The 13,356-nt window shown below is 73.6% G+C and carries 11 protein-coding genes and 3 pseudogenes; 4 read left to right on the plus strand and 10 right to left on the minus strand.

What is annotated here, in order from left to right:
• Window positions 1-91, plus strand: a pseudogene (locus AB0F81_RS46580) (hypothetical protein); the annotation flags it as partial.
• A 225-nt stretch (window positions 92-316) separates the two neighbouring features.
• On the opposite strand, the gene AB0F81_RS46585 reads toward AB0F81_RS46580, so the two are convergent.
• The 8 genes and pseudogenes from AB0F81_RS46585 to AB0F81_RS46620 form a co-directional block, all read right to left on the minus strand.
• A complete protein-coding gene (locus AB0F81_RS46585) occupies window positions 317-1,243 on the minus strand; it encodes a copper transporter (protein WP_360210036.1) in 927 nt (308 codons plus the stop codon).
• Between the two features lie 7 nt (window positions 1,244-1,250).
• A complete protein-coding gene (gene steA / locus AB0F81_RS46590; RefSeq protein WP_360210056.1) occupies window positions 1,251-2,444 on the minus strand; it encodes a putative cytokinetic ring protein SteA in 1,194 nt (397 codons plus the stop codon).
• 64 nt (window positions 2,445-2,508) lie between these two features.
• Entirely contained in the window at window positions 2,509-4,266 is a 1,758-nt protein-coding gene (recN, locus tag AB0F81_RS46595) for a DNA repair protein RecN (RefSeq protein ID WP_360210038.1), read from the minus strand.
• Window positions 4,267-4,354: 88 nt separating this feature from the next.
• Window positions 4,355-5,242 (minus strand): NAD kinase, encoded by an 888-nt coding sequence (locus tag AB0F81_RS46600; RefSeq protein ID WP_360210040.1) that lies wholly within the window; start codon window positions 5,240-5,242, stop codon window positions 4,355-4,357.
• A 215-nt stretch (window positions 5,243-5,457) separates the two neighbouring features.
• Window positions 5,458-6,255, minus strand: a pseudogene (locus tag AB0F81_RS46605) (TlyA family RNA methyltransferase); the annotation flags it as partial.
• Window positions 6,256-6,279: 24 nt separating this feature from the next.
• Window positions 6,280-6,474 carry a hypothetical protein gene (locus tag AB0F81_RS46610; protein WP_360210042.1) on the minus strand — a complete coding sequence of 65 codons (195 nt, stop codon included), beginning with the start codon at window positions 6,472-6,474 and terminating at the stop codon, window positions 6,280-6,282.
• On the minus strand, window positions 6,471-6,704 hold the full coding sequence (locus tag AB0F81_RS46615) for a hypothetical protein (RefSeq protein ID WP_360210044.1): 234 nt from the start codon (window positions 6,702-6,704) through the stop codon (window positions 6,471-6,473). The genes AB0F81_RS46610 and AB0F81_RS46615 overlap by 4 nt, the downstream gene beginning before the upstream one ends.
• A gap of 1,514 nt (window positions 6,705-8,218) precedes the next feature.
• A pseudogene (locus AB0F81_RS46620) lies at window positions 8,219-8,518 on the minus strand (hypothetical protein); the annotation flags it as partial.
• 95 nt (window positions 8,519-8,613) lie between these two features.
• Here AB0F81_RS46620 and AB0F81_RS46625 point away from each other — a divergent pair.
• Both AB0F81_RS46625 and AB0F81_RS46630 read left to right on the plus strand, forming a co-directional pair.
• Complete coding sequence (locus AB0F81_RS46625) at window positions 8,614-8,949, plus strand: SCP2 sterol-binding domain-containing protein (protein WP_360210046.1); 336 nt, start codon at window positions 8,614-8,616, stop codon at window positions 8,947-8,949.
• Window positions 8,950-9,116: 167 nt separating this feature from the next.
• Window positions 9,117-9,413, plus strand: coding sequence for a hypothetical protein (locus AB0F81_RS46630; RefSeq protein WP_360210048.1), 297 nt, complete (start codon window positions 9,117-9,119; stop codon window positions 9,411-9,413).
• Between the two features lie 77 nt (window positions 9,414-9,490).
• Here AB0F81_RS46630 and AB0F81_RS46635 read toward each other — a convergent pair whose 3' ends face one another.
• Both AB0F81_RS46635 and AB0F81_RS46640 read right to left on the minus strand, forming a co-directional pair.
• A complete protein-coding gene (locus AB0F81_RS46635; protein WP_360210050.1) occupies window positions 9,491-10,495 on the minus strand; it encodes an HAD-IIA family hydrolase in 1,005 nt (334 codons plus the stop codon).
• Window positions 10,492-11,622, minus strand: a complete 1,131-nt coding sequence (locus tag AB0F81_RS46640) for a hypothetical protein (RefSeq protein ID WP_360210052.1) — start codon at window positions 11,620-11,622, stop codon at window positions 10,492-10,494. The genes AB0F81_RS46635 and AB0F81_RS46640 overlap by 4 nt, the downstream gene beginning before the upstream one ends.
• A 90-nt stretch (window positions 11,623-11,712) precedes the next feature.
• On the opposite strand from AB0F81_RS46640, the gene AB0F81_RS46645 reads away from it, so the two are divergent.
• Window positions 11,713-12,903, plus strand: a complete 1,191-nt coding sequence (locus AB0F81_RS46645) for a hypothetical protein (protein ID WP_360210054.1) — start codon at window positions 11,713-11,715, stop codon at window positions 12,901-12,903.
• Window positions 12,904-13,356: the final 453 nt, after the last annotated feature.

Raw genomic sequence — 13,356 nt, forward strand, 5'->3', positions numbered from 1 at the left:
GGCGTCCACCAAGCCGTTCGGGTTCCAGGCGTTCTACCCGGGGCCGGGGGTGGGCGGGCACTGCATCCCGATCGACCCGAACTACCTGAGCCACATCGGCCAGCCTGCGGTCACGGGCGCCGGAGGCCGCACCGATGGTGGCGCCGAGCGCGAGTGCCGGGCCGCCGGCCAGCGACACCGTCCGCCCGTGGAAGTTGGTCCGGCGCAGCTCACCCGCGTTCGGGTCGCGCCGCACCCAGGCCAGGGTGGTCCGCGCCACCGACGCGCCGATACCGAACGAACGGAGGAAAGCCATGGCCGAGAAGTCTAGACGCGGTCACACCGCGGGCGTCGGCACCATGGACGTGGCGCCGGCGGCGAGTCCGTACTGCCCGGACCGGTTGAGCACCAGCCGCTCGTAGGTGGCCATGCCGGTGGCGACCTGACCCTGCACGGTGCTCGCGTTGTCCACCGTGGAGATCTCCTTCACCAGCGCCGGGTCGTTGCGCACCCCGGCCACCAGGCTGCCCTCACCGCCGCCGTCCCCGGCCACCACCAGCGGCCGGTGCTTGAACTGGGTCGCCATGGTCACCGCCGACTGGCTCTTGCGGCCGGCCTCCTTGTCGGTCGCCGGCGGGCCGGCCACCAGGACGATCGCGTCGGCGCCGCCGGTCGCCTTGTCCTCCACCGTGATGTAACCGGCCTGGGAGAACGCGGTCAGCACCGCGGTCACGTCACCGGCCGTCGGCGTCACCGTGCCCTGCAGCAGGGTGAGCGCCAGCAGCGCGCTCGCGGTCTCCACCCCGTCGCTGTTACGCGGCAGCCCGGACGCCGGGATGCTCGGCTGCGACGACTCGTCGGCCAGGTCGAGCAGCTGGTTGGCGTTGGCCTGCTCGAAGAACTTGGTCTCGACCCCGACCCGGGCGGTCAGCGTGGCGCCGGCCACGCCGAGCATCTCCACCACGCCGTCGGCCGAGTCACCGGCCTCCGGGAGCGTCACCACGGCCACCTTGCGCCCGGCCAGCCGGCCGGACAGCCCGTACGGCGCCATCTCCCGGGCGAAGTCCTGGTTACGGCTCAGCTCCTCGCGTGCCTGCAGGACCTGGTCACGCTTGACGTCGTTGTCCTTCTTCAGCGCGTTGAGGTTGGCCCGCAGGTTCTCCGAGACCGGGCCGTTGAGGGCGGCGGTGCCGACCACCAGCCCGATCGCCAGGGCCAGGAAGACCGCGGTGAGCGACACCACGTGGTACCGGAAGTTGATCACGATGCCCTCAGAGAAGATTGCCCAGCTGGAAGACGAAATTGTCCCACCACTCGGACACCACGGTGAGATACGCCTTCCCCACCGTCGATACCGCGATCGCCGACGCCATCGCGGCCACCGCGGACAGCACCAGCAGCAGCAGCGCGGAGCCGGAGATGTTCTGCCGGTAGAGCCGGCTCACCCCCTTGGCGTCGACCAGCTTGCCGCCGACCTTCAGCCGGGTGAGGAAGGTGGAGGCCATGCCGCCACGGCCCTTGTCGAGGAACTCCACGAGGTTCGCGTGGGTGCCGACCGCCACGATCAGCGACGCGCCCTTCTCGTCGGCCAGGAGCATGGCCAGGTCCTCGCTGGTCGCCGCGGCCGGGAAGGTCAGCGCGTCGACGTCCAGGTTCTGCACCCGCTGCAGGCCGGGCGCGCGGCCGTCCGGGTAGGCGTGCACGACCACCTCGGCGCCGCAGCGGAGCACGTCGTCGGTGACCGAGTCCATGTCCCCGATGATCATGTCGGGGGTGTAGCCGTTCTCCACCAGCGCGTCGGCGCCGCCGTCCACGCCGATCAGCACCGGTTTGTACTCCCGGATATACGGCCGCAGGACGTCGAGGTCGTCCTTGTAGTCGTAACCCCGCACCACGATCAGCACGTGCCGCCCGGCGATGTTGGTCTGCACATCGGGCACACCGACGCCGTCGAGCAGCAGGTCGCGCTCCTGCTTCAGGTAATCCATGGTGTTCGCCGCGAACGCCTCGAGCTGCACCGACAGGCCCTCGCGGGCGTCGGCCATCGCCTTCGCCACGGACTCCGCGTCCTGCCGCTCCCCGGTCGCCACCGGCTCACCGTCGAGCAGCACGGTGCCGCCCTCGATGCTGACCACCTGGCCCTCGCGGATGCCCTGGAAAACCTCCTCGCCGAGGTTGTCGACGAGGATCACGCCACCCTGGATCAGCACCTCGGGACCGAGGTTCGGATAGCGCCCGGAGATCGACGGCTTGACGTTGAGCACCGCCGTCACCCCGGCCGCCACCAGGGAATCAGCGGCGACCCGGTCCAGATCGACGTGGTCGATCACGGCGATCTCACCGGGCCGCAGCCGCCCGGTGAGGCGCTTGGTCCGCCGGTCCAGCCGGGCCAGCCCGGAGACCGGGCCCGGCTCGGTGCCGCGGGTCCGGCGCAGTGTGGGAATGGGAAGTCGCATCCCGGCCATCCTGACACGCCGCCGCACGCCGCTCCCCCGCGACATGCGCCAGCTCACCGACAAGACGGACTTATCAGGCACGTTTCTCCCGTGCCGCTACGGAAAGCAACTCCTCCGCGTGCGCGATACCAAGATCCGAATCGGGCAGACCCGCCAGCATCCGGGACAATTCCCGGGCCCGCTCGGTCTCCTCGACGATCCGGACGCCACTCGTGGTGATCGCCCCACCGGTGTCCTTCGCGACCACCAGGTGGCGATCGGCGAACGCCGCGACCTGCGGCAGGTGCGTCACCACCAACACCTGATGCGTACGGGCGAGCCGCGCCAGCCGCCGCCCGATCTCCACCGCGGCCGTGCCGCCCACACCGGAGTCCACCTCGTCGAAGACCAGGGTCGGCGGACCGCCCGCACCGGCGAACACCACCTCGATGGCGAGCATCACCCGGGACAGCTCACCACCGGAGGCGCCCTTCTGCAGGGGCAGCGCCGGCGCGCCCGGGTGGGCCAGCAGCCGCAGCTCCACGTCGTCGGCGCCGTCCGGCCCGGCGGCGAGATCCGCACCGTCGACCGTGACCGTCGGCTCGTCGCGCGACGGCGGCCGGGTCAGCACCGCCACCTCGACGCGGGCGTGCGGCATCGCCAGGCCGGCCAGCTCGACACTGACCGCCTCGGAGAACCGGCCGGCCGCCTCCCGCCGGGCCGCGGTCAGCCGCCCGGCCAGCTCGCCGACCGTCGCGGCCAGCCGCTGGCGCTCCTTGTCCAGCTCCTCCAGCAGCTCGTCGGAGGTGTCCAGCTCGCTCAACTTGGTGCGGGCGTTCTCCGCCCACTCGATCACACCGTCGATGTCGTCGGCATATTTCCGGGTGAGCGCCCGCAAGGCGGCCCGCCGCTCGTAGATCGCCTCGAGCCGGGCCGGGTCCGCGTCGAGCGTGCCCAGATAGGCGGAGAGCTCGGAGGAGACGTCGCCGACCAGGGTGGCCGCCTCCTCGATCCGGGCGGCCAGGTCGCCGAGCGACGCGTCCACCGCCGACTGGCCCTCCAGGGTGCGGCGGGCCAGGCCGAGCAGCTGCGTCGCGTCCGGCGTGTCGTCGGCCGCCTCCACCCCGCCGGCCAGCGCCTGCGCGGCCAGCGTCGCGGCGACCCGCAGGCCCTCGGCGTGCTCCAGCCGCTGGACCTCGGCGCGCAACTCCTCGTCCTCACCGGGCTGCGGATCCACCCGGGTGATCTCGTCGAGGCCGAGCTTGAGCAGGTCGGCCTCCTGCGACCGCTGGCGGGCGTTGCGCCGCCGGTCGGCCAGATCCTCCACCACCGCGCGCCAGCGGGTGAACGCCTCGCGATAGCCCTCCAGCAGCTTCTCGTGCTCCGGGCCGGCGAACCGGTCCAGCGCGGAACGCTGCTCGGACGGGCGGAGCAACCGCAGCTGGTCGGACTGGCCGTGCACCGCGAGGACCTGCTCGCCCAGCTCGCTGAGCATCGACACCGGCATGCTGCGCCCGCCCACGTGCGCCCGGGACCGGCCCTCGGCCGTCACCGTGCGGCTGAGCAGCACCGAACCGTCGTCGTCGGCCTCGCCACCGGCGTCGGTGATCCGGGGCCGGATCGCGTCACCGAGGCTGCCGGCCAGCCGCAGCCGGCCCTCCACCACCGCACGGCCCGGATCGGCCCGGACCCGGCCGGCGTCGGCCCGGCCACCGAAGAGCAGTCCGAGACCGGTCACCACCATGGTCTTACCGGCACCGGTCTCACCGGTGATCACATTCATTCCGGACGTGAGCCGCAGCGTCGTGTCGTCGATGACGCCGAGCCCGGTGATGCGCAGTTCCTCCAGCACAGGGCAGACAGTATCGGGACCCACCGACAAATGCCCACCGCGGGTAGCTGCGCTTACCCGCGGTGGAAAACCGAAGCAACCCCGATGGTCAGCGTCGATTCCCTCGCCAGCCGACGACCGGCAACTCGAACTTCGCGACCAGCGTGTCGGTAAACGGGCGCGGCGCCAACCGCACCAGCCGCACCGGCAGCTGACCCCTTTCGACCGTCACCTTCGAACCCGGCGGCAGGTCCCAGGTGCGACGGCCGTCACAGCAGAGCACGGCAAACGACGTGTACGGGTCGACAGTCAGCACGAACGTCGACGTCGGCGCGGTCACCAGCGGCTTGCTGAACAGTGCGTGCGCACTGATCGGGACGAGCAGCAGCGCCTCCACCTCGGGCCAGACCACCGGGCCGCCGGCCGAGAACGCGTACGCCGTCGACCCGGTCGGTGTGGCGCACACCACACCGTCGCAGCCGTAGCGGGACAGCGGCCGCCCGTCGACGTCGACGAGCAGTTCGAGCATCTGCGCCCGCTGCCCCTTCTCCACGGTGACCTCGTTGAGCGCCCACGACTCGGCGATCAGCCGCCCGTCGTACTCCGCCCGCACGTCCAGCGTCAGCCGCTCGTCCACCTTGTAGGCACCCGCCACCACGTCAGCGACGGCCTGATCGATGTGGTCGATCTCCGCCTCCGCGAGGAAGCCCACCTTGCCCAGGTTGATCCCGAGCAGCGGCGCCTTCACCGGCCGGGCCAGCTCGGCCGCGCGCAGGAACGTCCCGTCGCCGCCGAGCGCCAGCACGATCTCCGCGCCCTCGGCAGCCGCCGGGTCGTCCACCGGCAGCACCCCTGGTGGCAGATCCAGGTCGGCGACCTCATCGGCCATCACCCGCACCTCGAACCCGGCGGCGAGCAGATCCAGCGCCACCGCCCGGGCGTGCTGCGTGCTCTGCCGGCGGCCGGTGTGCGTCACCAGCAGGGCCGAGCGAGTCATTTCTCCTCCTTGAGATCCGCACCACCCACGACGGCGCCGGCCTCAACCGCACCAGCCTCACCAGCACCGCCGGCGCCGGAACCGGCGCCAACCGCACCAGCACCGGCTTCCGCCGGGCCAGCCGCGACCGCGGCCTCAACCCCGCCGGCGTCCGCCGCCGCGCCACCCGCGACCGCCGCCTCAACCCCGCCAGCCTCCGCCGCCGCGCCGGACGGCCCGGCAGCGACCACAGCCTCGACCCGTTCCCGATCCGCCGGCGGCGCGTCCCGCCGGAACCACACGAAGAACTCGACGTTGCCGCTCGGCCCCGGCAGCGGGCTCGCGGTGACATCCACCACGCCCAGTCCCAGCTCCGCCGCGGCCGCCGCCACGTCCAGAACCGCCTCGGCACGCAACCGCCAGTCACGCACCACGCCGCCCGCGCCGACCCTTTCCTTGCCGACCTCGAACTGCGGTTTCACCATCAGCGCCAGGTCACCGTCGGCCGCCGTGCAGGCGGCGAGCGCGGGCAGCACCAGCCGCAGCGAGATGAACGACAGGTCCGCCACGGTCAGATCGACCGGCCCACCGATCGCTTCCGGCGTCAGCGTCCGCACGTTGGTGCGTTCCTGCACCACGACCCGCTCGTCGGTGCGGATCGGCCACGCCAGCTGCCCGTAGCCCACGTCGACCGCGACCACCTGCTTCGCCCCGGCCCGCAGCAGCACATCGCTGAAGCCACCGGTGGACGCGCCCGCGTCCAGGCAGCGGCGCCCGCTCACGGTCAGCCCGCGCGGCCCGAACACCGCCAGCGCACCGGCCAGCTTGTGCCCGCCCCGGGACACGTACTCGGTCTGCGGATCCTCCCCGGTGACCACGATCGGGTCGGCCGGGTCCACCATCGCCGCCACCTTCTGGGCGACGGTGCCCCGGACCTGCACCCGGCCGGCCGCGACGAGCGCGGCGGCCTGTTCCCGGGAACGAGCAAGCTTGCGGCGGACGAGCTCAGCGTCCAGTCGCGCACGGCGGGCCATAAAGATCCTTTTTGCGTACGGGTGTCAGCGGTCGATGCTCGCCAGGGTTTCCTGGAGCACCTGGTGCGCGGCCTCGTACTCGGCGATCTGCTCCGCCGGTGCCAGCCGCGCGGCGTTGGCGAGCGACCGTAGCACCGCGTCGACCGCGGGGTGCCCGGTGTCCTCCCCGTTCCCACCCGGCTGCCCCGCACCCACGTTCTCCGGCTGCGCCTCGCTCATGCCCTCGACAGACGCACCCGCCCCACCAGAAACGCCACCGCCACCCGCATCTCCACCACGATCACCCGGCCGCCAGCTCCCCGGCTGACCGGCACCGCCCGAATGCCCCGGCTGCCCGGAACCGCCCGGCTGCCCCGGCTGACCGGCACCGCCGGGATGCCCAGGCACCGGGCCACCACCCTGCGGCCGGTGCCCGCCCGGCGCAGGCGCAGGCGCAGGGCGATAGCCACCCGGAGGCGGCGCGGGCCGGTATCCCCCGGGCGGCGGACCCGGCCGCGGACCGGGCTGTGGGGAGTTGGGGAACGTCACGGGGTCACGCCTCCGGCTTCTCGGTCCGGCCGGCGCTGTCCTCCGCCGGCGTCGACTGGCTGGGCACCTGCGCGGCCTTCTTCGCCGGCGTCCGCCCCGCGGCACCCCGCCGCGCCGCCGTCACCGGAGCACCCTCGTCGTTCGTCTTGCCGGCCGCGGCCTTCTTGGCCGGCGTCCGCTGCGTAACCGTCTTCGGCGCGGCGTCACTCCCACCCGCCGCCTTCCGCGGCGCGGCCTTCCGAGCCCCACCACTCGCCGCAGCCCGCCCCGCCTTCCGCGGCGCGGCCTCAGCCCCGGTCCCGCTGACCGCAGCAGCGTCCGCGGCCGGCTGCTCAACCGCCGCAGCCCGCGCAGGCGCGGTCTTCGCAGCGGCCTCACTCGAAGGCGCAGCCTCGGAGACCGTCTCACCCACCGCAGCATCCTTCGCGGGCGCAGCCTCGGAGACCGTCTCACCCACCGCAGCGCCCTTCGCGGGCGCAGCAGTCCGCGTAGCCGTCGCAGCGCCACCCGCCGAAGCCACCGCCTTGCGAGGCGCCCGCTTGCGCGGCGCCGCGGCCTGGTGTCCCTGCTCCAGCGCCGCCGAAGCCGCCGCCCGCGAAGCCTGCCCCGGCACCTCGGCGCTCACCGGCTTCGCAGCCGCCGGCTCTTCCGCAGCCGCAACTGATGCCACAGCCGTCGGCTCAGCCACCGCCGATCCCCCGGCCGGCGACGACGGCGTAACGGGCGGCAGCTCAGTCGCCGCCGCAGCCTCCGTCACCGAGCTGACCGGCGCCGCAGCGGTCCCGGGCGGCCCCGCCTGGTCCAGCGCCGGGCCCGACCCCGCGGCCTTGCGCCCAGGCGCTCGCTTCACCGCAGCCCCAGGCCCCGCCGCCTTCGCCGGCGCACGCTTGGCCGCTTTCTTGGCCGGCGAACCGGTGCGGGCCGGCGCACCCTCAGCCGACGGCCCGCCGGTGGTCTCGGTCAGCGCGTTGGCCGCCTGAACCGGCACATCATCAACCGGCAGGCCCGCCGCGGGCTTCCTGGCCGACGGCGCCGACGCCCGCCGACCCACAGTCTTCTTGACCGGCGCTCGCTTGACGGGTGCCACCCCTGCACCCGCCTCCGGCGACGCCGCCGCACTCTTCGCCGGCGCCCGCTTCACCGGCGCCGCCCCGTTGGACGCCGCCTTGGCCGGCACCTTCTTGGCCCGCCGCCCGGCCGGCCCGGAACCCGAGCCGGCAACCGGAGCCCCGGCCGCCTCAGCAACCGGCCCCGCCGACGACGCCGCGGCGTTCCCCGCCGGCACGGCCGGCACGGTGCCCGCCGCCGGCATGGCGTTCGGTTTCGCCTTGACCGCCTTCTTCGCGACGGCCTTCTTCACCGGTCGCGGCGCCGGCGCCGGCTTCTCCAGCCGCGTCCCGCTCACCTCGGCGCTCTCCGCCGCGGTGGCCCGCGCCTGCGCCTCGCGCAGCTGCCGCTCCAGGTCATGCACCCGTGTCGTCAGGTCGGAGACCTCGTCGGCGGTGGCCAGCCCGACGTGCCCGAGTGCCCGGTCCACCTCGTAGCGGACGATGTTCGTCAACGCCTCGCGATTGGCCACCCCGGCCGAGACCAGGTCCTCCACCAGTCCTTGCAGTTGTGCCGCCGTCGCACCGCCCTTGTTGAGCAGTTCCCCGGCGACCTGTTGCGCCTTCTTCCGTGGGGCCTCCGTCAGCCCGAGCGCCAGGTCCAGATACGCTCGCCATGCATCCGGCATGATCTCGCCTCCTCTCGCCGCGTCGGGTGCCACGCTACCGGGCACCCCCGACAACTTCCTGAGGTACCGTGCTGGTGTCGTGAGGGAGGGTGCGAATGGCCACCGTGGACGAGTGCCGCCAGGCGTTGCACGATCTCGCCGCGAAACTCGCGGCCAACGCGGAGACCCAGGGCAAGCTCGACCTCGACCGGACGCTCGCGTGCCGGGTCACCGACCTGGAGACCGCGTTCCACGCCCGGCTGACCGGCGGCCGCCTGGTCGACATCACCGACGGCGACGACCCACGCGCCAAGATCGCGTTGATCGCCGCGAGCGACGACCTGATCGCCCTGACCCAGGGCCGGCTCGATGTCACCCGCGCGATCGCGTCGCGGCAGATCAGCGTGAAGGCGAACCCGTTCGATCTGCTCAAGCTCCGCAAGCTCCTCTAGCCGCACCGGCTTCGCCCGGAGATACGAGTCAGGTTCCGCAACGGTTCACCGCGTCACCTGATCCGGCAGAAGGTGCAACGGCGACGGTTCCGGCGGCGAACGGTGCGACGATGGGGGCAGGGAACCATGGGCCGGCTGTCCGGCCGGCCAGGAAACTGGGAGGGTTCATGAAACGTCCCCGCCCCGGCCTCCCGCGTATCGACGACACGGTGACGGCCGATGATCTGCACGAGTGCTGTGAGCAGGTGGCCGTGCCCGCCTTCGACTACATGAGCGGCCCGGTGATGGCCTTCGTCGACGGCCTGTTGCACATCGATCCTGACGCGCCGCTCCCGCGGCGGCGCTACACATACACCCCGAAACCCACGAGCGATGCGGACCGCGCGGCGCCGCACATCGACGACGCCGCCCAGAGCGGCGGCCACATGCTGGCCGACATCACCCGGATCCACCCGCGCAGGTGAGAGGCGCGCGGCCGCAGCCGCGCATTCTTCCTTCCACGGGGTACGGGTGAAGCACGGTCCCGCGTTCTCCCGCGGTTCTACTGCTCCCAGGACCGCAGGAGTTCCTCCGCGCCCGCCGATCCGGCCTCGATCGCCGACCGTGGCACGCCGTCCCAGGTCACGCCGCAGAGCAGCCGCAGAGCGTCGACCGGGTCTCCGGAGCCGTCCAACCGCGCCCGGTCACCGTCGCGGGTGACCCGCCAGCCACCGGCCTGTCCGCCGGTGGCCGGGATCCGCGCGTCGCCGGCCGGCCGGAACAGCCCGCTCAGGTCCGCCGCCACGTAGGTCGGCCGGCGCTCCGGCGGCGCACCGAGCAGCTCAGCCGGCCCGCTCACTCCGGTGAGCACGAGCAGGCTGTCCATCCCCGCGCCGACCGCGCCCTCGATGTCGGTGTCGAGCCGGTCGCCGACCACGAGCGGCCGGTCCGCTCCCGCCTGTGCCGCCGCCGTGGTGAACAGGCCCGGCTGCGGTTTGCCAACCACCACGTCCGGTTCCCGGTCCAGGGCGGTCCGCAGCACCGCGACCAGCGACCCGTTGCCGGGCAGCGGGCCGCGCGGGCTGGGCAGTGTCCGGTCGGTGTTGGTGGCGAACCAGGTCGCCCCGGCCCGCACCGCGAGCGCCGCCTCGGCCAGGATCTTCCAGCCGACCTCGGGCCCGTACCCCTGCACGACCGCGACCGGCGCGTCCTCGGCCGAGCCGACCGGGGTGAGGCCCGCGTCGCGAACCTCGGCGCGCAGCGCTTCCGCCCCGACGACCAGCACTTTCGCCCCCGCCGGGAGCCGTTCGGCGAGCAGCGCCGCGGTGGCGCCGGCCGAGGTGAGCACCTCGGCCGGTGCCGCGCTGACGCCCATGCCGTTCAGCAGCGTGGCGACGTCCGCACCGCGACGCGACGCGTTGTTCGTCGCGTACGCGATCGCGGTGCCGTCCGCTCGCAGCCGCTCGACCGCTTCGGCCGCCCCCGGGATCGGCTTGTCGATCAGGTAGACGACGCCGTCCAGGTCGAAGATGGCCAGGTCGTAGCCGCCTGCGAGGTGATCGCTCATCCCTGCGGGCGCTCGTCCTCGGAGCTGCCGACGAACTCGTCACCGGGCTTGTCCACCGAATCGGTGACGCCGCCGGAAACCACCTGTCCGGGTGTCGCCGGCTTCTCCAGCGAGTCGGTGACCCCACCGGCGACGCCCGGCTCCGCCTTGGTGCTCGCCGGCTCGGCCTCGCCGACCGAGTCGGTCACGCCGCCCTCGGTGGTCTCCGTCGCCGGCTTCTCCAGCGAGTCGGTGACCCCACCGGTGGCGACCGGCTCCGCCGTGCCCGGGGCGTCGTCCTCGAGCGGGTCGGTGTTCACGTCGGTCGCGGCGAGCCGGGCCTCGTTCTCTTCCTCGTCGTCCTCGGCGTCGTCCTCGTCCTCGTCGAACTCGTCGTCGAGGTCGTCCTCGTCATCGAGGTCTTCGTCGTCGTCGAGGTCCTCGTCGTCGACGTCGTCCTCGTCGCCGTCCGGGTCGTTCTGGCCGTGCGACGCCTCGGGCTCCTCGTCGTCCTCCGGCTCGTCGCCCTCGATCGAGACGCCGTCCAGCTCGAGCAGCCGCTCGGCGGCGTCGGTGAGCTGGTCCTCGTCGGCCGCCGCAGCCCGCGCGAACCACTCCCGCGCTTCCTCACGGCGGTCCGCCGCGAGCAGGGCATCGGCGTACGCGTACCGCAGGCGCGCCGCCCATTCGGCGTCTTCCTCGGTGGTCAGTTCGCGAACCTGCAGCATCGCCACGGCCGCATCGTGCTGGCCGAGGTCGCCGCGGGCGCCGGCCGCCACGATCAGCAGCTCGATGGCGTTGGCCTTCTCGAGCTTCGCGATGTCCGCGCCGCGGAACAGGTCGATGGCGCGCTCCGGCCGGCCCAGGGCCCGCTCGCAGTCGGCCAGCTCGGCCAGGTGCGTCTGCCGCCCGGTCATCCGGTGGTAGGTGCGCAGCTCCGCGATCGCCGTCGTCCAGTCGCCGGCCGCGTACGCCGCCAGCCCGACCGCTTCCCGGACCACCGCGATCCGCGACGCCAGCCGCCGCGCGGCGATGGCGTGCTGGAGCGCCAGCTCCGAGTCCTCGTCGATGATCTGACCGGCCGCTACCAGGTGGCGGGCCACCTTGTCAGCGATGTCCCGGGCCAGCGCGACCAGCTCGGAACGCACCTCCTGGTCGAGGTCGGTCGCCTGGATGTCCTCGGGGATGTCCGGGGACTGGAAGGCGGGCTGCCCGCCCTCACGCTCGTCCTGCCGGTCGTGGCCGGCGCCGTTGTCCCGGAAGCCACCGCGGTCCCGGTCGCCCCGGAAGCCCCGGTCGTCGCTGCGGAAGCCACCCCGGTCGCCGCCCGGACGGTCACCGCGCGGCCGGTCGTTGAACCGGTCGCCGCGCGGACGGTCCCCGAACGAACGGTCCCGGTCGCCCCGCTCCCGGTCGCCCCGGAAGCCACCGCCCTGCGGACGGTCACCGCCCCGGAAGCCACCGCGGTCGCCACCCTGGAAGCCCTCGCGCGGCCCACCCGGCCGGTCACCGCGGAACCCACCGCGATCACCCTGGTAGCCGCCCCGGTCGCCGCCACCCTGGTAGCCGCCACGGTCACGGTCACCGCCACGGAACCCGCCCCGGTCACCCTGGAAGCCCTCGCGCGGCCCGCCCTGCTGGCGGTCGCCGCCCTGGAAGCCGCCGCGCTCGCGGTCGCCGCCACGGAACCCGCCGCGGTCGCCGCCACCCTGGTAACCGCCCCGGTCACGGTCGCCACCACGGAACCCGCCGCGGTCACCACCGCCCTGGAAGCCACCCCGGTCGCCACCACGGCTACGGTCGCCGCCCTGGAAGCCGCCCCGCTCACGGTCGCCCTGGTAGCCACCGCGCGAGCCGCCCCGATCACCACCCTGGAAACCTCCACGGTCACGGTCGCCGCCACGGAAGCCGCCGCGGTCACCGCCACCCTGGTAGCCGCCCCGGTCACGGTCGCCACCACGGAAACCGCCCCGGTCGCCACCGCCCTGGTAACCGCCCCGGTCGCCGCTGCCCTGGAAGCCACCCCGGTCACGGTCACCGCCACGGAACCCGCCGCGGTCACCACCCCGGTCGCCACCACGGCTGCGGTCACCGCCCTGGAAGCCACCGCGGTCACGGTCGCCACCACGGAAGCCGCCGCGGTCGCCGCCACCCTGGTAGCCGCCCCGGTCACGGTCGCCACCACGGAAACCGCCCCGGTCGCCGCCACCCTGGTAACCACCCCGGTCACGGTCACCGCCACGGAAACCGCCGCGGTCACCGCCACCCTGGAAGCCACCCCGGTCGCCACCACGGCTGCGGTCGCCGCCGCCCTGGTAGCCGCCGCGCTCGACACCGCGCGAACCGCCCCGATCGCCGGCCTGCGAGCCGCCCCGATCGTCCCGGCGGAAGCCGCCGCGGTCCCGGTCGCCCTGGTATCCGCCTCGTGAGCCGCCCCGGTCACCGCCACCCTGGTAGCCGCCCCGGTCCCGGTCACCGCCACGGAACCCGCCGCGGTCACCACCCCGGTCGCCACCACGGGACCCACCCCGGTCGTCGCTCCGGAAGCCGCCACGGTCCCCACCACGGGAACCGCCGCCGCCCTGGTAGCCGCCCCGGTCACCGCGGCGTGCGTCACCGTCGCCGTCGCGACCGCGGCCGGGACGACGATCGTCGTCGCGGTTGCTGGAGCCGCCGTCCTGCGGTCCTGTAGTCACGGATCATTCCTTCCAGTACGGCGGTGGGCCCTCGGTACGGGCGGCCATGCCTCGACACACAAAGTTACTAGGGAGCAGACACACAAAAGCAGTCGAGGGCCGACCCCGTACCCGGGGCGGCCCTCGACCGTTCACGTTGAGTCCGGCGGCGTCCTACTCTCCCACACCCTCCCGAGTGCAGTACCA

This window comes from Actinoplanes sp. NPDC024001 (assembly GCF_040638955.1).
GTDB lineage: Bacteria > Actinomycetota > Actinomycetes > Mycobacteriales > Micromonosporaceae > Actinoplanes.

Coding starts and splice junctions, on each gene's coding strand:
- AB0F81_RS46630 (WP_360210048.1), top strand. CDS start 9,117: ATGAAACGTCCCCGCCCCGGCCTCCCGCGTATCGACGACACGGTGACG.
- AB0F81_RS46635 (WP_360210050.1), bottom strand. CDS start 10,495: ATGAGCGATCACCTCGCAGGCGGCTACGACCTGGCCATCTTCGACCTG.
- steA (WP_360210056.1), bottom strand. CDS start 2,444: ATGGCCGGGATGCGACTTCCCATTCCCACACTGCGCCGGACCCGCGGC.
- AB0F81_RS46625 (WP_360210046.1), top strand. CDS start 8,614: ATGGCCACCGTGGACGAGTGCCGCCAGGCGTTGCACGATCTCGCCGCG.
- AB0F81_RS46610 (WP_360210042.1), bottom strand. CDS start 6,474: ATGAGCGAGGCGCAGCCGGAGAACGTGGGTGCGGGGCAGCCGGGTGGG.
- AB0F81_RS46600 (WP_360210040.1), bottom strand. CDS start 5,242: ATGACTCGCTCGGCCCTGCTGGTGACGCACACCGGCCGCCGGCAGAGC.